At 35.7% G+C, this 23,340-nt stretch carries 18 protein-coding genes and 1 tRNA gene; 8 read left to right on the top strand and 11 right to left on the bottom strand.

Features of this window, described 5'->3' with window-relative positions; all coding sequences use genetic code 11:
- Positions 1-16: 16 nt before the first annotated feature.
- Together BC962_RS04465 and BC962_RS04460 are read right to left on the bottom strand one after the other, a co-directional pair.
- Positions 17-3,097, bottom strand: a complete 3,081-nt coding sequence (locus tag BC962_RS04465) for a TAT-variant-translocated molybdopterin oxidoreductase (RefSeq protein WP_121344677.1) — start codon at positions 3,095-3,097, stop codon at positions 17-19.
- A gap of 58 nt (positions 3,098-3,155) precedes the next feature.
- Positions 3,156-4,490: a c-type cytochrome gene (locus tag BC962_RS04460; protein WP_121344676.1), complete on the bottom strand. Its 1,335-nt coding sequence runs from the start codon at positions 4,488-4,490 to the stop codon at positions 3,156-3,158.
- Between the two features lie 234 nt (positions 4,491-4,724).
- Between BC962_RS04460 and BC962_RS04455 the strand changes: the two genes are divergently transcribed.
- Entirely contained in the window at positions 4,725-5,117 is a 393-nt protein-coding gene (locus BC962_RS04455) for an SPOR domain-containing protein (RefSeq protein WP_121344675.1), read from the top strand.
- A 1,154-nt stretch (positions 5,118-6,271) separates the two neighbouring features.
- Here BC962_RS04455 and infB read toward each other — a convergent pair.
- From infB to rimP, 3 genes are read right to left on the bottom strand one after another with little or no spacing between them, the layout of a single operon-like run.
- Positions 6,272-9,172 (bottom strand): translation initiation factor IF-2, encoded by a 2,901-nt coding sequence (infB, locus tag BC962_RS04450; protein WP_121344674.1) that lies wholly within the window; start codon positions 9,170-9,172, stop codon positions 6,272-6,274.
- 57 nt (positions 9,173-9,229) lie between these two features.
- Positions 9,230-10,459, bottom strand: coding sequence for a transcription termination factor NusA (nusA, locus tag BC962_RS04445; protein ID WP_121344673.1), 1,230 nt, complete (start codon positions 10,457-10,459; stop codon positions 9,230-9,232).
- A gap of 12 nt (positions 10,460-10,471) precedes the next feature.
- Positions 10,472-10,933: a ribosome assembly cofactor RimP gene (gene rimP, locus BC962_RS04440; protein ID WP_121344672.1), complete on the bottom strand. Its 462-nt coding sequence runs from the start codon at positions 10,931-10,933 to the stop codon at positions 10,472-10,474.
- A gap of 156 nt (positions 10,934-11,089) precedes the next feature.
- Here rimP and BC962_RS04435 point away from each other — a divergent pair, with 156 nt between their 5' ends.
- A complete protein-coding gene (locus BC962_RS04435; protein WP_121344671.1) occupies positions 11,090-11,920 on the top strand; it encodes a universal stress protein in 831 nt (276 codons plus the stop codon).
- Here the strand turns inward: BC962_RS04435 and BC962_RS04430 are convergent.
- Complete coding sequence (locus BC962_RS04430) at positions 11,917-13,437, bottom strand: AsmA family protein (protein ID WP_121344670.1); 1,521 nt, start codon at positions 13,435-13,437, stop codon at positions 11,917-11,919. The genes BC962_RS04435 and BC962_RS04430 overlap by 4 nt on opposite strands.
- Positions 13,438-13,643: 206 nt before the next feature.
- Here BC962_RS04430 and BC962_RS04425 point away from each other — a divergent pair, with 206 nt between their 5' ends.
- The 4 genes from BC962_RS04425 (at position 13,644) to trxA (ending at position 15,484) form a co-directional block, all read left to right on the top strand.
- Complete coding sequence (locus BC962_RS04425) at positions 13,644-13,883, top strand: hypothetical protein (protein ID WP_121344669.1); 240 nt, start codon at positions 13,644-13,646, stop codon at positions 13,881-13,883.
- A gap of 103 nt (positions 13,884-13,986) precedes the next feature.
- Positions 13,987-14,613 (top strand): metallophosphoesterase family protein, encoded by a 627-nt coding sequence (locus BC962_RS04420; protein WP_121344668.1) that lies wholly within the window; start codon positions 13,987-13,989, stop codon positions 14,611-14,613.
- Between the two features lie 136 nt (positions 14,614-14,749).
- A complete protein-coding gene (locus BC962_RS04415) occupies positions 14,750-15,079 on the top strand; it encodes a hypothetical protein (RefSeq protein WP_121344948.1) in 330 nt (109 codons plus the stop codon).
- A 105-nt stretch (positions 15,080-15,184) separates the two neighbouring features.
- Positions 15,185-15,484 carry a thioredoxin gene (gene trxA, locus BC962_RS04410; protein WP_121344667.1) on the top strand — a complete coding sequence of 100 codons (300 nt, stop codon included), beginning with the start codon at positions 15,185-15,187 and terminating at the stop codon, positions 15,482-15,484.
- Positions 15,485-15,782: 298 nt separating this feature from the next.
- Here trxA and BC962_RS04405 read toward each other — a convergent pair.
- Positions 15,783-15,855 (bottom strand) — tRNA-Gln (locus tag BC962_RS04405).
- Between the two features lie 190 nt (positions 15,856-16,045).
- Here BC962_RS04405 and BC962_RS04400 point away from each other — a divergent pair.
- Both BC962_RS04400 and BC962_RS04395 read left to right on the top strand, forming a co-directional pair.
- A complete protein-coding gene (locus BC962_RS04400; RefSeq protein ID WP_121344666.1) occupies positions 16,046-19,342 on the top strand; it encodes a glycosyltransferase family 117 protein in 3,297 nt (1,098 codons plus the stop codon).
- Positions 19,343-19,419: 77 nt separating this feature from the next.
- Entirely contained in the window at positions 19,420-19,995 is a 576-nt protein-coding gene (locus BC962_RS04395; protein WP_317127949.1) for a polysaccharide deacetylase family protein, read from the top strand.
- Here the strand turns inward: BC962_RS04395 and BC962_RS04390 are convergent.
- The 4 genes from BC962_RS04390 to BC962_RS04375 form a co-directional block, all read right to left on the bottom strand.
- Positions 19,992-20,288: a thioredoxin family protein gene (locus BC962_RS04390; RefSeq protein ID WP_010231642.1), complete on the bottom strand. Its 297-nt coding sequence runs from the start codon at positions 20,286-20,288 to the stop codon at positions 19,992-19,994. The genes BC962_RS04395 and BC962_RS04390 overlap by 4 nt on opposite strands.
- 75 nt (positions 20,289-20,363) lie before the next feature.
- Positions 20,364-21,590 carry a metallophosphoesterase gene (locus BC962_RS04385; RefSeq protein ID WP_121344664.1) on the bottom strand — a complete coding sequence of 409 codons (1,227 nt, stop codon included), beginning with the start codon at positions 21,588-21,590 and terminating at the stop codon, positions 20,364-20,366.
- A 178-nt stretch (positions 21,591-21,768) separates the two neighbouring features.
- A complete protein-coding gene (locus BC962_RS04380) occupies positions 21,769-22,539 on the bottom strand; it encodes a 3-hydroxybutyrate dehydrogenase (RefSeq protein ID WP_121344663.1) in 771 nt (256 codons plus the stop codon).
- Positions 22,536-23,327, bottom strand: coding sequence for an alpha/beta fold hydrolase (locus BC962_RS04375; RefSeq protein WP_121344662.1), 792 nt, complete (start codon positions 23,325-23,327; stop codon positions 22,536-22,538). The genes BC962_RS04380 and BC962_RS04375 overlap by 4 nt, the downstream gene beginning before the upstream one ends.
- Positions 23,328-23,340: the final 13 nt, after the last annotated feature.

Below are 23,340 nucleotides of genomic sequence, written 5' to 3'. Positions count from 1 at the left end.
TTACTAATTTTAATTTTTAAGCTTCTGAAGTATTTCTAACCTTAGTTTGATACATCACATTTGGCTTAGTTCCTACAGATTCCAATAAGTGATACATTCTCTTATCTTCCACCTTGTTAACGATCTTAGCTGACTTGTCATTCACATCTCCAAAGACCATAGCGCCTTTATCACATGCTGCAGAACAAGCTGTATGGAATTCACCATCTTCGATAACTCTTCCATCACGTTTAGCATCAAGGATCGTTTTTTGTGTTTTCTGAATACACATAGAACATTTTTCCATAACCCCTCTAGAACGAACAGTAACATCTGGATTCAATACCATTCTACCAAGGTCATTATTCATATGGTAGTCAAACTCATCGTTTTTAGTATAGTTAAACCAGTTGAAACGACGCACTTTATAAGGACAGTTGTTAGCACAATATCTTGTACCCACACATCTGTTATAGATCATTTGGTTCTGACCCTGACGACCGTGTGATGTTGCCGCAACAGGACATACAGTTTCACATGGCGCATGGTTACAGTGCTGACACATTACCGGCTGGAAAACCACTTGAGGATTATCTGCCGGAGCTTCCATTTCTGTTAACTGAGTCAATGACTCACCTAATCCAGAAATATCTTCTTTCTTTTCTATGTCTTCAGAAAAACTATCTTCAGAAGAATAGTATCTATCTATACGCAACCAGTGCATATCTCTAGATTTTCTTATCTCTTCTTTTCCAACAACAGGAACGTTATTTTCAGAATGACAAGCAATTACACAAGCTCCACATCCAGTACATGCATTTAAATCTATAGAAAGATTAAAGTGATGTCCTATCTCTCTATCAAAACTCTCCCAAAGATCCACCTCTGGTGAAGTAACCATGGTTTCAACATGATTTAAAGAAACTTCTGGAGTTTTGTTATATGCATTCTTTTCTTTCGTGTTAAAGATCTCCAAGGTAGTTTCCTTGATAATATCTCCACGACCCATAAGCGTATTTTGCAACTGAACACATGCAAACTCATGAATTCCGCTAGCTTTCTCAATATTCACATATTGAATAGAGCTAAAATCTTTATATAAAGGATAGGCATTTACACCTACCTGCATTTCTTCTTGAATTGCTTCTTTCTTACCATAACCTAAAGCAAGACCTACAGATCCTTTTGCTTGACCCGGTTGAATAAGAACAGGAACCTTCTTCACTTCCACACCATCCATAGTAATGTTTACATAGCTACCATTTAAGGCACCATTTGCAACATTCTCATTGATAAGACCCAGTTTATCTGCATCTTCTCTAGACATTGTTAAATAGTTATCCCAAGACGCTCTTGTAAGAGGATCTGGCATTTCCTGTAACCAAGGGTTATTGGCTTGTTGCCCATCTCCCATAGCTGTTTTTGTATAAAGGCTTAATTGAAAACCTTTACCTTCTGAAGCAGCACTTAAATTACGAACCGCACTACTTATATTGATTGTAGCACCTACAAATTCTGGAGCAGAAGTTGCGCCTGAAGCAGGAGCAGTACCTTCAAAAACACCATCATGCAATGCAGTATTCCAAGCATCTGTACCTAAAGAGCTCCAAGTTTCCTTGATATACTCGTAATAAGATTTATCAGATCCGGTCCACTTTAAAATACAATCTTGAAACTGTCTAGTATCAAACAAAGGTCTGATAGTAGGTTGCATCAAGCTGAAATTATTTTTTGTGAATTGAACATCACCCCAACTCTCTAAGTAATGAGGAGTAGCAGCGATGAATTTACACAATTTAGCAGTTTCATCTTCTTTCATTGAGAAAGCCACAGAAACTTCAATATCTTTTAATGCTTTTACAAATTCTTTTGAATTTGGCAAACTATATGCTGGATTCACCCCTGCAATTAAAATTGCACCAATGCTTCCATTCTGCATATCTTCTACCAACTTGGTAACAGCAGCAGCATCTCCTTGACGAGTCATTTTTGGATTAGCAGTATCCATCACTTGGCTACCTAAAGCCTCATTGATCTCTAAAACTAATGTTTGAGCATCTGCATCTGGAAGACCAGAAACAACCACCCCTTTACTTCCTGCTTTTCTTAATTGCGAAGCAGCCTTTACTACTGCATCGTCCAATTTACTAGAAAGGTTACCGCTAGAAGAAGCTCCAGAAACATATCCGTATAAAGCAGCTAAAACCGCACGTTGTTGTGCTGGAGTAACTGGAACTCGCTTATCTGCATTTGCTCCAGATAAAGACATATTAGATTCGAACTGAATATGACGAGACATTTTTCCTTTTTCAGGAGTTCTTGTCTTTGCATAACCAGCATCATATCCACCACCTTGCCAATCTCCCAAGAAATCTGCACCAACCGAAACAATTGTTCCAGCTTTAGAGAAGTCATAGTTAGCTAAGGCTCTAGATCCATATTTAGATTGGTAAGCAGTTAACGCAGCATCATCAGAAACTGTATCATATACAACGTGACGTGCATTCCCGAATTTACCAGAAAACTCATTAATTAATTTTGAAGTAGATGGGCTCGCAAAAGATTGAGTTAAAAGAACAACTTCTCCGGTCACTCCTTTCAATGCATCTCCAACTTGCTTATCAAAATCTTCCCAAGACAAATTTTGGCCATTAGCCATTGGTCTTTTCACTCTCTTACTATCATATAATGAAAGTACAGAAGCATTCACTCTCGCGTTTGCACCAGCTCTTCCAGCAGATAGTGTATTGTTATCAATTTTAATTGGACGTCCTTCGCGAGTTTTAACCAGAACACTAGAGAAGTCAAAACCATCTGCAATCGTAGTTGCATAATAGTTTGCTATTCCAGGCACAATTCTTTCTGGTTGCACTAAATAAGGAATGGATTTAATAACCGGACCTTCACAAGCTGCTAAAGAAGCAGCTGCCGTACTAAAACCAACATATTTAAGGAAATCACGACGAGTTGTAGAAGAACTACTTAAAGAATCCTTATCACCTAAAAATTCATCGGTAGGGATATCTTCTGCAAACTCTTTTTGTTGGAGCGTCTCAACAATAGAGCTATCTTCATTTAGCTCTTCAACACTTTTCCAGTATTTCTTGTTTGATGACATATATATCTAGATATTACTTCTTAATTAATTACCCGATTACTCAGGCCTGACTTTTTTATTAATAGTGGCATTTACCACATTCCAAACCACCTAACTGAGCAGCAGTCAATTCCTCTACTCCGTATTTTTTAGATAACTCTTCGTGAATCTTTTCGTAGTACTCATTACCAGCCATCTTCACATTAGTTTCTCGGTGACAGTTAATACACCATCCCATAGTTAATGGAGCATTTTGATAAACAACTTCCATTTCCTGAATTGGACCATGACATTTCTGACATTCTATTCCCGCAACAGAAACGTGCTGAGAGTGATTGAAATATGCGAAATCTGGTAAATTGTGAATTCTAACCCATTTAACAGGTTTAGTCTCCCCAGTGTAGGCCTGATTTGCAGGATCCCAACCAGTTGCTTCATATAATTTCTTGATCTCTTTATCGTAGAATTCTTTCGTGTAATCTTCTGTTGCAGTTGCTTCAGCAACTTCACCAATAGATTTATGACAGTTCATACAAACATTAAGAGAAGGAATCCCAGAAGTCTTAGATGTTCTAGCAGAAGAGTGACAATACTTACATTCTACCTGATTATCTCCCGCATGAATTCTATGAGAGAAATGAATTGGCTGAATTGGTTGATAACCTTGATCTACTCCAACTTGCATAAAAAATCCATAAACCATATATCCACTAGCAAGCAATACAACAATTGCTGTAACTAAAACTAAGAATTGGTTTTCTACGAAAGATCTATATAATGGTTTTCTCTTTTCTTTAACCGGAAGTTCCACTCCACTTGCAGTAGCAAAGTTTCTAAGAGTTTTATTCACTAAGAATAATACCACAAGAAGCATTACAAGAACAAATGCCAAAATCATTAGAATAACATTATTGGAAACACCACCACCTGAAGCGCCGCCATCTGTAGCACCACCACCTGCAACAACAGGAGGAGTTGGTTTTGGCTGCTCAACATAAGCAAGAATATCTCCAATCTCCACTTGAGTTAACTGCGGAAAAGCCGGCATTGCCGTCTTATTGTATTCTTCATAAATAGCAACTGCCTTAGCATCTCCAGACGCGATCATTTCAGCTGAGTTACTAATCCAAGACTCTATCCACTCTATAGAATGTCTATCAGTAACTCCATTAAGAGCTGGCCCTATAGATTTTGAATAAGGCTTGTGACATGCAGCACAAAGTGAATTGAATAATGCTTTACCATTTGCAGCGTCTCCAGAACCGGGTTCTGAAGCAACAGCCTCTATAGCCTGCTCATCTCCAGCCGCAGCTTGATCTTCTTGAGCAAAGTTAAAATTGGTAAAAGATAGCAGAAACACTACTGATAATAGTAGTAATCTGGATGTTGAATGGCGGAATTTCACCTTTTTCATATTGTAAGTTGAATTAACGTCTTATGTTTGGCACGATATTTTATAACTAACATTAATAAATAGTTACTAAATAAAATAGGTATCGCACCCCTAAATTCAGGCACAAAAGTAACACTTAAAGTCGATTTGGGAAATGTTGCATAAGTGTTAACACGTAATTTATATTAGTTCTAAATAATAAATTCACACCTCAATCAGTTATTTAATTTTACTTTTACATCAAACCTTTTTATAATGAGAATATTAAAAATTAAAGATTGTTTTTTTATATGTCTTTTCCTATTCGGAATGCAACAAATTGCAGTAGCACAAACAGGAAAAGTTAGCATTCAACAAGATGCAAACATCCCCAATTTACTAGAAATGAAGTCGGAGATGACCAAAGACGGAAAATTTGGTGAACGTTATAAGATCCAACTGTATTACGGCGATAATAATTCTGCGAGTGATGTAATCAAGAGATTTAGATCTCTTTATTCTGAATGGCCTTCACAAATAATCTACGAAACACCTAACTATAAAGTTTGGATCGGGAATTTTAGAAACCGCTTAGAAGCAGATCGTGCGCTTATGAAGGTGAAAGGAGATTTTCCATCAGCATTTATTCCAAAACCTCAGAGAAGTTAATTCTTTCTTATTTCACAAAACCTAAGTCCCATAGAAATATGGGGCTTTTTTTTATTACTAAAATTTTTCAGTTCATTCAGAATGATATTTTTAAATTATTAAAATTCATTTAGCTGTTTCGATAGGCTCAAGATGACGTTTTAAAATTGTTGTCAGGCTGAGCCTGTCGAAGCCGATTAGAAAACAATAAGTTCCTTTAGCAAAACTGGAATTTAGATAGCCATGAATTAAGATCCTGAAATGAATTCAGGATGACATTTGGATTTTCTGTCAGGCTGAGCCTGTCGAAGCCTATTGGAAAGCAATAAGTTCCTTTCGCAAAAACTGGAATTTGGATAGCCATGAATTAAGATCCTGAAATGAATTCAAGATGACGTTTTAAAGCTGTTGTCAGGCTGAGCCTGTCGAAGCCGATTAGAAAACAATAAGTTCCTTTAGCAAAACTGGAATTTAGATAGCCATGAATTAAGATCCTGAAATGAATTCAGGATGACATTTGGATTTTCTGTCAGGCTGAGCCTGTCGAAGCCTATTATAAAACAATAAGTTCCTTTCGCAAATATTGGAATTATCATAGCAATGAATTAAAATCCTGAAATGAATTCAGGATGACGTTTTAAAGTTGTTGTCAGGCTGAGCCTGTCGAAGCCTATTATAAAATTATACGCTCATTTAGCAATAAAGCGATTACCAAAGCCACATTCTAGGATCCTGAAATGTTTTCAGAATGACGACTTAAACATCCTTACGACTGTCGTTCCGACCCAAGATAATATCTTGATTATTGTCATTATCAAAGAGATCCTTCGACAGGCTCAGGATGACGTTTTAAGTTGTTGTCAGGCTGAACTTGTCGAAGTCACTTGAAAAACAATAAGTTCCTTTCTAAAATAATAGAATTAAAATAACCCGAAGCTAAGATCCTGAAATGAATTCAGGATGACGTTGGGAATTTTTTGTCAGGCTGAGCCTGTCGAAGCCTATTATACAATTATACGCTCATTTAGCAATAAAGCGATTACCAAAGCCAGATTCTAGGATCCTGAAATGAATTCAGGATAACGTGGATTAAAATAAAACAAAATTTCAGAAATCGAAAAAGGCTGTTCAGATAAAATCCAAACAGCCTTTTCTATATTAATAAGAAATTACTTTTACTTCTTCATTTTCTTCTTCACAGCAATCTCTCTATATCCTTCAATTATATCACCTTCTTTAATATCATTGTAGTTCTTAATTTGCATACCACAATCATATCCTTTAGCAACTTCCTTCACATCATCTTTAAATCTTCTAAGTGCAATAAGGTCACCTGTGTGAACTACTACTCCATCACGAATCAATCTAATACCTTCATTTCTGTAGATCTTACCAGCTGTAACCATACAACCTGCGATCGTTCCAATTTTAGATATTTTGAATAATTCTCTGATCTCTGCAGTACCTGTGATCTCTTCTTTCATCTCTGGAGATAACATTCCCTCCATTGCATCTCGAAGATCATTGATCGCATCGTAGATGATTGAATATGTTCTGATATCGATTTCTTCCTTATCTGCTATTTGTCTTGCATTTCCTGCAGGACGAACATTAAATCCGATGATAACCGCATCTGAAGCCGAAGCTAATAACACATCACTCTCTGTAATTGGACCAACTCCTTTATGTATAATATTAACCTGAATCTCTTCAGTAGATAATTTCTGGAAACTATCTGTTAATGCTTCTACTGAACCATCCACATCACCTTTCAAGATAATATTGATCTCTTTAAATTCACCCAAAGCAATACGTCTTCCAATTTCATCTAAAGTAATATGACGTTGAGTTCTAACAGACTGCTCTCTTTGTAACTGAGTACGTTTTGCTGCGATATCTTTAGCTTCACGCTCATCGAGCATTACTCTAAATTTATCACCAGCTTGTGGCGCTCCATCTAATCCTAAGATTGAAACTGGAGTAGAAGGTGTTGCAACTTCAACATCTTTCCCTCGCTCATCTTGCATTGCTTTGATCTTACCACTATGGCGACCAGCCAATACATAATCACCTAATTTTAAAGAACCATCTTGCACTAGAATAGTAGAAACATATCCTCTTCCTTTATCCAAGAAAGCTTCAACAACTGTACCTCTAGCTGGTTTATCTGGATTAGCAGTTAATTCTAAGATCTCTGCTTCCAACAATACCTTTTCAAGTAATTCCTTAACACCATCTCCTGTTTTAGCAGAAATATCGTGAGATTGGATTTTCCCTCCCCAGTCTTCTACAAGAAGATTCATTTGAGCTAATTGCTCTTTTATTTTTTCTGGATTCGCCGCTGGCAAATCAGATTTATTTATTGCAAAAATAATTGGAACTCCTGCTGCCTGAGCGTGAGAGATCGCTTCTTTTGTTTGAGGCATCACATCATCATCTGCTGCAATTACAATAATTGCAATATCTGTAACCTGTGCACCCCTAGCACGCATCGCGGTAAAGGCTTCGTGACCTGGAGTATCCAGAAATGCCATTTTTTGACCGCCACTTAATTCTACTCCGTATGCACCAATATGTTGTGTAATTCCACCGCTTTCACCTGCAATTACATTTTCTTTACGTATATAATCTAATAAAGATGTTTTACCGTGATCTACGTGTCCCATCACCGTAACGATTGGAGCTCTAGGTTTAAGATCTTCCGGATTATCTTTTTCTTCTTCTGCTGCTTCTTCAATATCTGCGGAAACAAACTCAACTTCATAATCAAATTCACTAGCAACAATAGATAAGGTCTCAGCATCTAAACGCTGATTCATCGTTACCATCATCCCAAGAGACATACATGCAGAGATAATTTTAGTTACCGGCACATCCATCATAGTTGCAACTTCACTTACAGTAACAAACTCTGTTACTTTTAGGATCTTGCTATCTATTTCTTGCTGTGCAGCATCATCTTCTGTACGTTGACGGTGTTGATCACGTTTTCCTCTTCTATATTTAGCTCCCTTACCTTTGCTAGATTTCCCTTGAAGTTTTTCTAAGGTTTCCCTTACTTGTTTTTGTACTTCTTCTTCACTAGGTTCTTCTTTAACAATAGCAGGTCTTGCTGGTCTTTTACCTCCAGGTCCTCCACCAGCACGAGATTTGCTGAATGTACCAGCAGGTGCCGCCGTTCCAGGCTTCACATCTTTGCTAATTCTACGACGACGTTTTTTATTCTTGTCGTCTGCAGCCGCTTTTTTATCGTCCTTCTTTTTAACCGGTTTCTTGAACTTAGAAAGATCTATCTTTTCACCAGTAAAATTTGGACCACTTAATTTTGCGTAATTTGTTTTAAGAGTGGCAGATTCAGGATCTTTTTCAGCTCCTTCTTCACCTTCTGCTTTAGGAGCAGTTTCACTACCAATTTTACCAGAAGCAACCTTTTCTTCGGTCTTTTCCTCTTCAACTTTTGGAGCTTCCTCTTTTTTAGTTTCCGCTTTTGGAGCTTCCACTACCTCTTTAACCTCTGCTTTCTCTGAAGTTTTAGCTTCCTCCTTAGGTGTTTCCACAGCAGGTTTCTCAGCTTCAACAACTTTAGGCTTTTCAGCTTCCACTTTAGCAGGAGCTTCTTCAGCTTTTTCAGGCTTAGGAGTTTCCACTTTTGGAGTTTCAACCACAGGTTTTTCAACTTCTGGCTTTTTCTCTTCAGCTTTCTTATCTGTACCAGGTTTTTTATCCAAGTCGATCTTACCAACTTGCTTAGGTCCTTCTAATTTAGCTCTAGCACTTACAACTTCTTGCTTCTTAACTTCATCCTTCCGTTTGTCGTCAAGCTCTTTTTCACGAGCTAGACGCAATTCCTCCTTCTCCTTGCGCTTCTCTTCCCCAACTTCTTTGGACTGCACCTTTTTGCTCTTATCTGTCTGAAATTGATCAGCTAAGACTTGGTAAATACCCTCCGAAATTTTGGTGGTAGGACGTGCCTCTATTTCGTGTCCTTTGGAATTTAAAAATTCCACAGCACGATCTAGCGAAATATTGAATTCACGTAGTACCTTGTTTAATCGCATTGTTTTTGCTTCAGCCATAAATTGCCTCTAATTTAACCTCTTATTTTATTATTATCAATCAAAAAAAATTGATATTTATTCAAATTCATTTCTTAACACTTGAATCACTTGAAGTACAGTCTCTTCTTCAAGATCTGTTCTTCTAACAAGATCATTCACATCTTGTTCCAAAATACTCTTCGCAGTATCTAAACCGATTTTCGCAAATTCCGCGATCACCCAATCTTCGATCTCATCAGAAAATTCTGTAAGCTCTACATCTTCTTCTCCACCATCTCTAAACACGTCGATCTCGTACCCAGTAAGTTGACCCGCAAGCCTTATATTGTGACCTCCACGACCAATCGCTTTAGAAACTTCTTCTGGTTTAAGTATCACTTCTGCATGTTTTGTTTCTTCATTTAATTTGATAGAAACAATTTTTGCAGGACTTAAAGCCCTTGTTATAAATAATTGATCGTTACTAGTATAATTAATAACATCTATATTCTCATTGCCCAATTCACGCACAATACTGTGGATTCTTGAACCTTTCATCCCCACACATGCTCCAACAGGATCTATTCTATCATCGTAAGAATCTACAGCAACTTTCGCTTTTTCTCCTGGAATACGAACCACTTTTTTAACTGTGATCAAGCCATCAAAAACTTCAGGAATCTCCTGTTCGAATAATTTCTCTAGGAAAACTGGAGCAGTACGCGACATAATAATTTGTGGCTTACTTCCTTTTAATTCTACGCTTTCTATAATTCCACGAACATTTTCTCCTTTTCTGAAAAAATCTGAAGGGATCTGTCTGTCTTTTGGAAGTATGATCTCATTTCCTTCATCATCCAACAATATTATTGCTCTATGACGAATATGGTGAACTTCTGCAGTATAAATTTCTCCTTCAAGCTCTTTAAACTGCTTATAAATATTTGTATTATCATGCTCATGAATCTTAGCAATAAGGTTTTGACGTAACGCCAAAATAGACCTTCTTCCTAAATCCATCAACTTCACTTCTTCAGATACATCTTCTCCAACTTCAAAATCAGGCTCAATTCTTCGAGCTTCTGCTAAAGATATCTCTTGATTTGGGTCTTCTACTTCTCCATCTGCAACTACAATACGGTTTCTCCAAATCTCTAAATCCCCTTTATCAGGATTTACAATGATGTCAAAGTTATCATCTTCACCATATTTTTTCTTTAAAGCACTTCTGAAAACATCTTCCAAAATTGCCATTAAAGTTACTCGATCTATCAGCTTATCGTCTTTAAATTCTGAAAAAGACTCTATTAAAGCGATATTTTCCATATCAAATTATTATTAAAATGTTATCACAACTTTAGCTTCCAAAATGTCTTGAAATGCTATTGTAGCTTCTTTATCTACGGTCACTTTTCCTTTACCAACTGGCTTTGGCTCTCTTGCCTGCCACTCTATGGTAATTCCATCTTCTGAAACTTGCTGTAATTTTCCCTCAAATTTATTAGAATTTGTTTGGACAGCCAGTGTTCTTCCGATATTTTTTTTATACTGCCTTGGGAATTTCAAAGGTTCTGTAGCACCTGCTGAAGCAACCTCCAATGAAAATTCTATTTCATCTTCATCTAGCTCACCTTCAACTTTCCTACTTACCGCCACACAATCACTTACTGTTACCCCATTATCCCCATCAATGATCACACTAATGTGATTTTGATCAGAAATATTTAAGGCTATTAAAAATAAGGAATTATTTTCGTGAAAGGCTTCTTCCAATAAATTTTCTACTCTCTCCTGCAACATAATGGTTATAAAAAGAGGGGACTTTTCGTCCCCTCGCTGTATTTATTTTCGTTTCAACGCTGCAAATATAATAAAAATTATTGAAGAATTGAAACAGCTTTGTAAATGAAATTTAATTCGTAATTTTAATAAGACAATCATTTTTAAACCTTTACCATGAAAAGAATCCTTGTTCCAACAGACTTTTCAGCTCAATCTGAAATCGCACTGAAAGTTGCTACCCAATTAGCGAATCGTTTTAATGGAGAAATTTTTCTTTTACATATGCTGGAATTGCCTCTTCAACTTGTAAATCCTGTTAGCGGAAGTAGCTCCCAAGACTTACCTGAAGCATTGTTTTTCATGAAGTTAGCAAAGAGCAAGTTTAAAAAATTAATAGACTCTCCTTTTTTAGAGGGAATAAAAGTTCATGATATTGTAGAATTCCATCAAGCTTTTGATGGGATTATGGAAGTAAGTAAAGAACATAATTGCGATCTTATTGTAATGGGTTCTCATGGATCCAGCGGAATAAAAGAAGTTTTTATTGGCTCGAATACAGAAAAAGTTGTTCGAAATTCCACCATTCCGGTACTAGTAATTAAAAATGAACACGAAGAATTTAACATTAATAACTTCGTTTTTGCGACAGATTGCGATTTAGAACATAAACATACCTTAAATAAAGCTATCCAATTTGCAAATAAGATAAATGCGCATTTACATCTAGTCTATATAAATACAGCTAACAATTTTAAAACCTCTCTCGAGGCTACAGAATGTTTAACAGACTTCGTGAAAGGAGAGAATATAGATAATCATAGCCTAAATGTCTATAATGATGTAAGCGTAGAAAAAGGCATTCTTAATTTTGCGAAAAGTATTGATGCTGGATTAATAGGTATTAGTACTCATGGAAGAAAAGGATTAGCACATTTCTTTAACGGAAGTATTAGTGAAGATCTGGTAAATCATGCAAACAGACCGGTGATCACTTTTAAGATCTAAAGAAAACTTTTAAGTGCTCCATTACGAATGCACAACCATAAGAAATTCCAAAAAGACTTAGTTTTATCTCTAGTAGCTTCTATATTCTTTTGATCCATTTTCTTATTAGACACATCGTTCTTTAAAATTAAATTGGCTAAGCCAGAGAGGATCTTATTTTTACGAACACCATCTTTTTTAAGTATTTCCACCTTAAAGTCATGATATTGCAATCGAGTATCTCCTAATGCGTTATCATTATTTCCATAAAAATTAAAAAACATAGAAGATATCTCTCCTTCCACCTCTATATTTAAGGCTGGCTTTAAAAACGAATTCATAGCTCCAGCAGATATGCCAGCCAAGTTTCCAGAAAAATTGAATTTATCTTCAGGATCCTTAACATTAAATTCCATATTAAAATTCAAATTAGACTCACCCATAAATTTTGCTTTCGCAGTGAGGGTAGATTTTGGAAAATCCTGTGACTCCATATTTAAATTTGAAATATTGGCGATAGTCACATCCATTTTAGAGAACATCACTTTCCCAGGTGGCTTCCCTTCTAAAGATTTTTCCTCATAAACAATATTTGAATTAGAAATTTGAATTTTATCAAACTTCAATTTAGTTTCAAGTTCCCTTAATTTCTTACTATATAAAGGTTTTATTGAAAAATCGTCTGGTAAAAGTTTATTCCTATAAATATTAAATGAAGCATTCTCTACCGAAGTTTCAGCACTTTCTAATTGTAACTTATCTCCATTAAAGCCCCATGTGAAATCTTTCAACTTAATTACGGGGATATCCAGTTCGAATCTATCATTTTCAATTCTCTGCCTTTTATCAAATTCCACTTTGCTATACTTAGGGATCACTTTTAAGTTTGAAATATTCAACAAGCCTTTATCTAGCTGTAGTTTTTCAACTTGAAGGTCGTGATAAGCATCTAAAGAATAAATTAAGGAATCACTGTCTAGAGAAACCTCTCGAAAATTAAATGGGATTTTGTTTTTAAGGCTTTGCTTAGTAATATGAAGATCGTAAATATCCATATTTCTTAATGAAACATATAAACCTTCTTTTAAAGTATCATTTCCAGTAATCTTTAGTTGGCCATCTTTAATTACTAAATGTTTGATCTTTATGTCTTCTTTAAAATCCTTTTTTGAGGTCTCATCCTTATTAGCTTTTGGAGTTATAGATGGAGTGATAAGAATTTCGGGTTTATTAAAAACAATTCTATCGAATACAATTTTCTTGGTGGAGAAATACTCCTTGTAATCTAAGTCGATCACCCTTAACTCTTCAGAACTAATGATTGCCCTTCCTAACTTCAAGCTGGGCTTTGAAACCACTGAGCTACCTTTAAGAATATCTACTGTTATATCCTTATATTCAACATTAGAATTTGTTAACTCCTTCTCTATTCCTGTCTTAATTTTTTGTTTAACTATTTTATTGGCAAAAAACACTAGACCAAACAGAACAAATAATCCAATAAAAGTATAAAGTAAAATCTTGTATTTTTTATCCACTATCTAAGTTGTTATAACGCCAATTTACAAAGGCATGGAGTTTTCTTGAATTGCGTTATGTATAATTTAACTTATTTTCCTTTAAGCTACTGAAAACCCATACGTTAAATTTAAGTCAAATTGTAATTATTCTAATAAAATGAAGACTGAAGGTATTATATTTGAGAAAATAATTTAAGAACGTATAAAACCCTTATTTCACCAAAATGATATTTAAATTAGCAATAAAGATTGTGTTTTTAGCCATAGAAATATTCCTTGGCTTTTACAGTTTGGTCATGACAGATAGTTTAGGAATGAAATTTTTATTTTTCGCTTTCACTGCTGTAATTATTGCTTTTGCTATTACAAAACTCACAAATAAGATTTTACCTTCAGATATAGATTCTTTTCCTAATGACGAACTTATATCTGAAAACTATATTGAAAAGAAAATTCAGCATTAAATTAAATTATAGCCTAAGTTGTTGTTAAGATTGAAAGTGATATTGGCTATAATTTGGAAAATCCGATGAAATTAATTTCATCGGATTTTTTTTACAAGTACTTATGAAGATCATTTGCATTTCTGACACACACAATAAACACGAGAAATTAATACTTCCCAGTGGAGATTGTATAGTTCATGCAGGGGACTTTACAGAAGCAGGCACAAAAAGAGAAACTATTAGCTTTTTAGAATGGTTTTCTTCAACCCCATATAAGCATAAGGTTCTCATAGCAGGAAATCATGATTTCTATTTTCAGAAAAAGAATCATAAGCTAGATCAAATAATCCCAGATAACATTCATTATTTGGAAGACAGTGGAGTTACAATTGAAGATGTAAATTTCTGGGGCTCCCCATATACACCCGGGGATAAAAGCTGGGCTTTTACTAAAGATCGGGGAAGACCAATTTCTAAGCATTGGAACAAAATACCTCTGGATACAAATGTCTTGATCACCCATACTCCTCCTTTTGGTATTCTAGATGAACTAGACAACAAAACGATGATTGGATGTAAAAATCTAACAGAGAGATTAAAGGAATTAAAGATCTCCCATCACATATTTGGACATGTCCATAATGATTATGGAAAGGTGAAAACCGAGAGAATCACGTATATCAATTCCTCCTCCATAGACCAATCTTATAGAATAATAAATACCCCAATTTCAATTATTCATCGGTAGGCTTCCTATATACCTGTTTAAAGGCTCGATTTGTTAATTAATTGCTAATCAGTTAAATGTTAGGTTTTTATTAACATTATGATGTGTAGCTTTGCTTTTCCAAATAATGCTTTTATTAACCGTAATGAACTTGAATATGCAAAATTTTACCCTAGACGTAATCTTAGAAGATGTTAAGAATTTGATCTCTTATAGTATTACCAATCAAGACGTAGATAACTCTAAGTTTGAAAGCTTACACAAAGCAATTATTAAAAGATATTTTGACGCCAAGAAAGTTAAAATCAATTATGCAGATCAGACCGTAGATCTTCAATTACCTGTAGCAAAAGCAAAGTACACTCCTATCACTTTTGAGTGCTTAGATCTAGGAAGCTTTATTCAATCTTGTATAAAAACAGATGAAAATAGCCTTTATTTCTATCAGAATTTACTTACTCATTATAATATTGTGAGCGCAGCTTAAGATTTAGGAAATCATAAATAACAAAAAGCCCTTAACTTTAAAGTTAAGGGCTTTTTGTATTTTTAACTTTAGAGAAAGATAGTTTAATCAAGTAAAACAAATCCTATGAAAAGCAATTTTAGTGATATAATAAAAGGAGACACACCTGTATTAGTAGATTTTTATGCCGACTGGTGCGGACCATGCAAAACTTTGGCTCCTATCTTAAAAGAAGCTAAGTCTTCTCTTGGAGATAAAGTGAAAATAGTGAAAATAGATGTTGACAAAAACCAAGAGCTATCTTCCCAATATCAGGTAAGAGGCGTGCCCACATTAATACTTTTTAAAGACGGAAAACAACTTTGGCGACAGTCTGGAGTTGTCCCAAAACAGGAGATCGTGAGAATCATTGAGTCACATTCATAAATAAGGAGTGAAGAGACAAAAGTGAAGAGTGAAGTACCTTTTTGAAAATTAAATTTTTTCTTACTTATTCAGGCGCCCACAAATAATTACATCATATCTTTAATTAGATAATAGCACACAAAAAAACCCGAACAAAATGTTCGGGTTTTTTTATTGAAAATGATCCACTAGAGCTTCCTCGACAGACAAAGCACAGGCTCCTAAATTGGGCTCAGAGCTCCCATAACTACGGGGATCTCGCCCAACAAAATTAAACACAAAAAAACCCGAACATAAATATTCGGGTTTTCTATTGAAGTTGGCCTACTAGGGCTCGAACCTAGACTCTTCTGTACCAAAAACAGACGTGTTGCCAGTTACACCATAGGCCAGTATTTCAATACGGGTGCAAATTTAAAACAAACTTTATTTTACACAAACATTTTTCAACTTTTTTATAATTTTTTTTTCGTTTTTATGATTTTCAGGCTCATTAAAAAATATTCGCTTTTAAGCCCCGTTATAAATACATTCCTGTAATTATTCTTAAATTCGCCTCATCATACTCAATATGCGCATAATATGACAGATTTTAACTTTGGTAAATGGAACAAAATACTAGGATGGCTGGTATTTGTAATCTCTCTTACTACGTATTGGTTAACCGTTGAACCCACGGCAAGTTTTTGGGATGCCGGGGAATACATAGCTACGGCAGCAAACTTAGAAGTTGGTCACCCGCCAGGAGCACCTCTTTATCAGATGATGGGCGCATTTTTCTCCACTTTTGCACCAGAAGCAGGACAAATTGCACTCTTAGTTAATATGATGTCTGGTTTGGCTAGTGCCTTCACCATTCTCTTTATGTTTTGGTCTATCGTACTCTTACTTCAAAAAGTTACTGGACCAGTAGTAGGCTTAAGCGATAGCAAAAAGATCGCTATTCTAGGAAGTGCCTTAGTTGGTTCGTTAGCCTTCACCTTCACAGATAGCTTTTGGTTTAATGCTGTAGAAGCAGAAGTATATGCCATGGCTGCCTGTATGATGTCTATTCTATTTTATCTTGGCTTATTGTGGGAAAGAGATATGTTCGCGCCTCGTGGAAACAGATGGGTGATCTTGATCTCCTTTGTTGTAGGTCTTTCCTTCGGAATTCACTTTATGGGACTTCTTACCATCCCAGCTATCGGATTCTTATATTACTTCAAAAATTATAAGAAAATAACAATTAAAAATTTCATTATTGCCAACATCGCAGTAGTGGCGGTTCTGATGTTCATCTTTAAATTGCTTTTACCATATACGCTTACATTTTTTGCTACTGCTGAAGTTTTCTTTACCAATTCTATTGGACTTCCTTTTAACTCGGGAACCATTATAGCGCTTTTGGTTATAATAGCTGCATTTTACTTCGGAATACAGTATACTCTGAGAAAAAATTATTTCCAGCTTAATACACTACTCCTTTCTATTCTATTTATACTAATTGGTTTCTCTAGTTGGACAATGCTTCCGATTCGTGCCAATGCAAATACAGTGATCAACGAGAATAGTCCAGATAATGCACGTGAATTATTGGCTTATTATAATAGAGAACAATATGGAGAGACTCATTTATTCTATGGTCCACAGTTTACTGAAATGTATAGCGGCCTGGATCCAGACAACCCATATTTAGACGATGCTCCTAATTATGAAAAAGATAAAGAACTTGGGAAATACGTAATTGTTAATGATTATAAAAACGCTCGTCAGAATTTGGAAGACAGTCATAAAACCGTTCTTCCTAGAATGTGGAGCACCCAGCATGCTGCTAATTACATGCAATTTACTGGGCCTTTACAATTCACTGTTAAACAAGAGTACCAGAGTGAAGAACAGCTGCTTACTGCAATTGCTGAATTCAGAAAAAATGTGGCTCTTGGAAGAGTAGATAATGAAGGTTATCATACTTTCTTAAATCAGTTTAGTGAATATCTAATCATAGAAAAACCATCTTTCGGATCTAACCTTAGCTACCTATTTGAATATCAGTTCGGTTATATGTACTGGCGTTATTTTATGTGGAATTTTACTGGAAGACAGAATGATGTTCAAGGTCAATATTCCGATACTGATGGAAATTGGTTAAGCGGAATTAAATTTATAGATGAGATGAGATTAGGTTCTCAAGACAATCTTCCATCAGATATGAAGAATAACAAGGCTCGAAATACGTATTTCTTTCTGCCTTTCATATTGGGACTTATCGGACTTTTATTTCATTTCAAAAGAGATAAAAAAGGATTTTGGGTATTAATGGTGTTTTTCCTTTTTACAGGGATCGCCTTAAAGATCTATTTAAATGAACGCCCTTTTGAACCAAGAGAGCGTGATTATGCTTTGGTGGGCTCCTTTTATGTGTTTGCCATCTGGATAGGATTTGGGGTATACGCTATCTTTGATTCTATTAAAAAATATTTAAAACCATCTCTTGCGGCACCAGTAGCAATTGTAGCCTGCCTTTTAGCAGTGCCAACAGTTTTAGCTTCTCAAAACTGGGATGATCACGACAGATCCGACAGGTATTCTGCTCTAGCAATGGCCAAAATGTATCTAGATTCCGTAGACGAAAATGCCATATTATTCACTATTGGAGATAATGACACTTTTGCGCTATGGTATGCCCAACAAATTGAAGGCTACCGGAAAGACGTACGTATAGTTAACACCAGCCTTTTTGCTACAGATTGGTATATCTCTCAAATGAAGCGCAAGGCCTGGGAAAGCGATCCTATCCCCTCTCAGCTAGAATATAAACAATACCGAGCGGGAACTAATGAATTCGTCATGTATCAGCAAGTTACTAAAGATACTATGGCAATTCAAAATTGGATGAACTGGATTGCAAGTGATAATCCGGGAACTCAAGGGCAGCTACAAAGTGGGCAAGTAGTAAATACGTTCCCTACCAAAAACATCAGAATTCCTGTGAATAAAGAGGTGGTTCTTAAAAATGGCGTTGTCGCCCAAATAGATGCAGATCTTATTGTAGATAACATTTTTATAGAGCTAAATGGAAATGTGATCTATAAGAACAGGCTTCTAATGCTGGATATAATAGCAAACAATAATTGGGAACGCCCTATCTACTTCACTGGAGGTAGTTACGGGGACGATGATTATTTATGGATGAAAGATTATCTTCAGTTAGACGGAGTAGCCTATAAATTAGTTCCAATCCAAACTCCATTAAGTCCGCGTAATCCATATGAAATGGGCCGCGTAGATTCAGAAAAAATGTACCAGATCGCAAAGAACTGGGATTGGGGAAATATGGAGGATACTACTATTTATCACGATCCAGAAACAAGAAAGAACTCTATCACGTATAGAAGTAATTTAGGAAGATTGATCGAGCAACTTTTAATTGAAAATGACACTGCAAGGGCTAAAGAAATGATTGATCTTGCAATGGAGAAAATGCCTGTAGATTATTATGGGTACTACACACTTCTTGAACCTTATATAACTGGCTATTTTGAAGTTGGCGAACCTGAGAAGGCAAAAGAACTTTGGACGAAGGTTGCAGCTAAGTATCAAGAAAATCTAAAATATTATAGCGGATGGAAGGAAGAGCGGCAGTATACGCTTGCCGATGATATAATAACCGATATGGAAAGGTACCGGGCTCTTATAGATCTTTTATTTAGAAATGGTGAACAGGAATTTGCTAGGGAGAAAGCTCAAGAATTTAATAATTACCTGAAACTTTTCCCGAGATTCTATGATGAAAGTGAAGAAGAAAGCGAAGCGCGTGCAAGGCCAACAGATTCTGCTATAGAAAGTGAGTTCCAAACAGAACAAAGTTTACCAGATCTGGATAGCAGCAACCAGTAATTGCAATTAAAGCAATGGCATATTTTAAAAACATTTCTAAATTAGGGAGGATTTTATACCCCTCCCTTTTATGGAATATGCCACGCGACTCCAAAACCATCTACTTAAGTTTTGACGATGGACCGCACCCAGAAATCACTCCTTGGTTACTGAATCTACTAAACGATCATCAAGCAAAAGCTACATTCTTTTGCGTTGGCGAGAATATCCATAAATTCCCGGAGGTATTCCAACAACTAATTTCTGAAGGACATTCCTTCGGAAATCATACTTATAATCATTTGAAAGGTTGGAAAACATCTACTACTAAGTATCTTGAAAATGTAAGGGAAGCTGAGGAAATTATTTCAAAATTTTCAGGAAATACCGGTAGTCAAAAGCTTTTTAGACCTCCTTATGGAAAGATAACACCTTCGCAAGCAAAAGCATTGCAGCAGCTTAATTATAAAATTGTAATGTGGGATTCCCTAAGTGCAGATTTCGATCCAACTATTTCTGCAGAACAATGCTATAAAAATGTAATTGAAAATACTAAAGAGGGCAGTATTGTAGTTTTTCATGATAGTCTTAAAGCTTCAGAAAAATTGAGAATTGTACTACCAAGGGTTTTGGAGTATTATTCAAAAAAAGGTTTCAGCTATAAAGGGCTTTAAACGTATTCTTTTAAAAGACCAATAAGCGTATTTGCATCCTGTTCGCCATTTTGCCTCCATTTCATTTCTCCTCCTTTATAGATCATAAGAGTAGGAAGTCCTTTTACTCTAAGCGCTTCGGCTAGTTGAGGGTTCTTATCTACATCTATCTTAATGATCTTTGCTTTATCTCCCAAAGCTGCAGCTACATCCCTAAGTACGGGGTGCATGGCAGTAGAAGCTTCATTCCACTCGGTATAAAAATCCAATAAAACCGGAATGTTTAAATCTATTAATTCACCAAATTTTGACATAAAATTAAAAGCTAAATTTAAATTAGATCATAATACCTGTTGAGTAATAAGATCAAATATAGTAATTTCTTTGAATTATGCGGGTTTTGAGCCTTTTCGAAGTTCTATAACTGAAATTTCTGGCCATATTCCTACTCGCCCAGGATACGCTAAATACCCAAAACCACGGTTCACATTGATATAACGTCCAAACTCCTCATAGATCCCCGCCCAATTCTCATATCTATATTGTACAGGGCTCCACTTGAACCATCCCGGAATTTCAATCCCAAATTGCATCCCATGCGTATGCCCGCTTAAGGTTAAATGATAATTATTCCCATCGGTTTTAATCTTCTCCTGCCAATATGAAGGATCATGACTCATCAATACTTTAAACTCATTTGGAGACAATCCTTTTCCTGCAAGATCTAGATCACCCATTTTTTTGAATCCGCCGGCACCCCAGTTCTCTACTCCAACAAGGGCAATTCGCTCTCCATTTCTTTCCAAGAATCTATGTTCGTTCAGCAAAAGGTCCCATCCCATTTTGGAATGTACATTTTTTAATTCTGCTACATTATTCAATCTTGCCTGATCACTCTCCCATTGTACATAATCCCCATAATCATGATTTCCAAGTACAGAGAACACTCCATCCTTTGCCTCTAGTTTAGAAAAAGTATCCATCCAAGGATCCATTTCTGTTGCCTTATTATTCACCAAGTCCCCGGTAAATAAAATGGTATCCCCTTTTTGTTCGTTAACAAGGTCTACCGCATATTCTATTTTTTCTTTATTATCGAAACTACCACTATGGATATCACTAATTTGGGTTATTCTATACCCATCAAATGAATCTGGGAGATCTTCAAAATATAAGGTATAATTAAGCACTTTATAGTTATACTTTCCTTTATACATTCCGTAGAGCAAAGAAGCAAAAGGAATTGCAGCGATCCCTAAGGCTATCTGACTTATAAAAATTCTTCTAGTAGGCATATCAAAAGTAGCGCTGTTAGAAAACAATTTGCTGTAGATAGCTACTACAAAACGCACTATATCTTCTCCAAACATAAACAACGTGAGAAGAATTTTGCTAACCACAAAAGCAAGTACTATTCCCATAGCATAACCTCTCCCACTTTCAAAGCCACCGCTAGGATTTGGTTGTGAGAACTGGTAAATAAGATTTCCCAAAACAAATAGAGAAAGAATCACATAAGAGATATGAATCCAATTATGTCTGGTTAGGGTTTTAACAGCCTGAAAAGCGTAAATATCAACAAGTATATAGAAACAGATAAATAGGAACCAACGCATGGAGCATTATATTTTTGGCGAAGATACTTTTAATCACCATTTTAAGTTTTGATTTTATAGATTTATTAACGCCATGAACAGGGTATTGTATTCCCATCAATTACAATATTGTTCCAAAAAAAAAAGCAGATTCTAAAGGAACCTGCTTTTAAAACCCAATTAAAACAAATATTCAACATCACTGTGCAGTCCACCCACCATCTAAGGTATAGGCTGAACCGGTTATAGATGATGCATTATCCATAGCTAGAAAAATGGCTAATTCTGCTATTTTATCTTCTGGAATAAATTCTTTTACGGCTTGCTTTTTTAACATGATATTTTTTACAACTTCCTCTTCAGTTAGTTGATGTGCTTTCGCCTGATCTTTAATTTGCCCTTCTACCAAAGGTGTTTTTACATATCCAGGACAAATGGCATTACAGGTAATATTATCTCCGGCACCTTCCAAAGCCAAAACCTTGGTTAAACCAATCACGCCATGTTTTGCAGCAACATATGCCGCCTTAAACTCTGAAGCTCGCAACCCATGAACAGAGGAGATGTTAATGATCCTCCCAAACTTATTTTCCTTCATAGAATTCCAAATAGCTTTAGAGGCAATGAATACCGAACTTAAATTAATTGCGATAATTGCATTCCATTTTTCCAGCGGAAAATCGGCTACTGGAGATACATATTGAATTCCTGCATTATTAATTAACACTTCGATACTTCCAAAATTAGAAATAGCGGTCTCCACCAAATTCTCTATAGCTCCCGGATCCAATAAATTAGCATTGGAAAAAGCAGTTTTTATATTGTTTTCCTTACCCACCTTTCTGGAGATCTCTTCTCCGTTTTCTTCTAAACCATGAAACATAATATTATAACCTTCCCCTGCAAAAGCCTTAGCTATAGCAAGTCCAATTCCACTAGTACTTCCTGTTATAAGCGCTGTTTTTTTCATGAGTTCATGAAGTTTAATATTACTTTATTAAATTCTACAGGTTGATCCATAGTAACTCCATGCCTGGAGTTTTTAATGATCTCCAACCTGGCATTCTTCATTTTTTCTACATATTTCACTTTTGAATCTATGGGAGTATAATCGTATTCTGATGCAACCACCAAAGTCGGAATTGTTATTTTTTCGATCTTATCTCCTAATCCCCAATCCATTAAAGTTATAAAGGAATTAAAATAGGGTTCCAATTCATTTTTACTCGCCCTATTATAAAAAATCTGTTGCAGTCCTTTTTGATCTGGATCTGGAAACATTCCTTCTGAAACTTTCTTAGCCATGGCTTGCATTCCTTCAGATTTTAACAGGTTTGTCCTTTCTTGAATCATTTGTTCTCCAAACTCACCTAGATTATTAAAATCTGGTGCCGCATTCACTATCACCATTTTATGAAATAATGATGGATATTTTATTGCCATATCAAAAGCGATTGCACCTCCCATCGAAAAACCAACTACCGTGCATTTTTCTATATTTAGAGCTTGCAAAAGCAATTTCATGTCTTCTGCACATTGGGAAATCCCATATTCTTCTTTTAAATCTGGTTTGGAAGAATTTCCATGTCCTCTTAGATCGGGAGCAATCACCCTAAATGCTTTTGAAAAAGCTTTTATTTGATAATCCCAATCTGCCTTAGTAGAACCCAAACCATGGAGAAGAAGCATTACTTCCCCTTCTCCTTGATCTAGATATTCTATACTAATATCGTTTGATAAAGTTTCTTTCTTAATCATTTATACCGCTTTA

Origin of the sequence: Gillisia mitskevichiae, from assembly GCF_003634585.1 — a bacterium.
Taxonomy (GTDB): Bacteria; Bacteroidota; Bacteroidia; order Flavobacteriales; family Flavobacteriaceae; genus Gillisia; species Gillisia mitskevichiae.
This window is presented reverse-complemented; position numbering and strand designations above follow the sequence as displayed.

What these genes read in the sequence shown, in the direction of transcription:
- BC962_RS04465 (WP_121344677.1), bottom strand. Translation starts at nt 3,097, where the DNA reads ATGTCATCAAACAAGAAATACTGGAAAAGTGTTGAAGAGCTAAATGAA.
- BC962_RS04460 (WP_121344676.1), bottom strand. Translation starts at nt 4,490, where the DNA reads ATGAAAAAGGTGAAATTCCGCCATTCAACATCCAGATTACTACTATTA.
- BC962_RS04455 (WP_121344675.1), top strand. Translation starts at nt 4,725, where the DNA reads ATGAGAATATTAAAAATTAAAGATTGTTTTTTTATATGTCTTTTCCTA.
- infB (WP_121344674.1), bottom strand. Translation starts at nt 9,172, where the DNA reads ATGGCTGAAGCAAAAACAATGCGATTAAACAAGGTACTACGTGAATTC.
- nusA (WP_121344673.1), bottom strand. Translation starts at nt 10,459, where the DNA reads ATGGAAAATATCGCTTTAATAGAGTCTTTTTCAGAATTTAAAGACGAT.
- rimP (WP_121344672.1), bottom strand. Translation starts at nt 10,933, where the DNA reads ATGTTGCAGGAGAGAGTAGAAAATTTATTGGAAGAAGCCTTTCACGAA.
- BC962_RS04435 (WP_121344671.1), top strand. Translation starts at nt 11,090, where the DNA reads ATGAAAAGAATCCTTGTTCCAACAGACTTTTCAGCTCAATCTGAAATC.
- BC962_RS04425 (WP_121344669.1), top strand. Translation starts at nt 13,644, where the DNA reads ATGATATTTAAATTAGCAATAAAGATTGTGTTTTTAGCCATAGAAATA.
- BC962_RS04420 (WP_121344668.1), top strand. Translation starts at nt 13,987, where the DNA reads ATGAAGATCATTTGCATTTCTGACACACACAATAAACACGAGAAATTA.
- BC962_RS04415 (WP_121344948.1), top strand. Translation starts at nt 14,750, where the DNA reads ATGCAAAATTTTACCCTAGACGTAATCTTAGAAGATGTTAAGAATTTG.
- trxA (WP_121344667.1), top strand. Translation starts at nt 15,185, where the DNA reads ATGAAAAGCAATTTTAGTGATATAATAAAAGGAGACACACCTGTATTA.
- BC962_RS04400 (WP_121344666.1), top strand. Translation starts at nt 16,046, where the DNA reads ATGACAGATTTTAACTTTGGTAAATGGAACAAAATACTAGGATGGCTG.
- BC962_RS04395 (WP_317127949.1), top strand. Translation starts at nt 19,420, where the DNA reads ATGCCACGCGACTCCAAAACCATCTACTTAAGTTTTGACGATGGACCG.
- BC962_RS04390 (WP_010231642.1), bottom strand. Translation starts at nt 20,288, where the DNA reads ATGTCAAAATTTGGTGAATTAATAGATTTAAACATTCCGGTTTTATTG.
- BC962_RS04385 (WP_121344664.1), bottom strand. Translation starts at nt 21,590, where the DNA reads ATGCGTTGGTTCCTATTTATCTGTTTCTATATACTTGTTGATATTTAC.
- BC962_RS04380 (WP_121344663.1), bottom strand. Translation starts at nt 22,539, where the DNA reads ATGAAAAAAACAGCGCTTATAACAGGAAGTACTAGTGGAATTGGACTT.
- BC962_RS04375 (WP_121344662.1), bottom strand. Translation starts at nt 23,327, where the DNA reads ATGATTAAGAAAGAAACTTTATCAAACGATATTAGTATAGAATATCTA.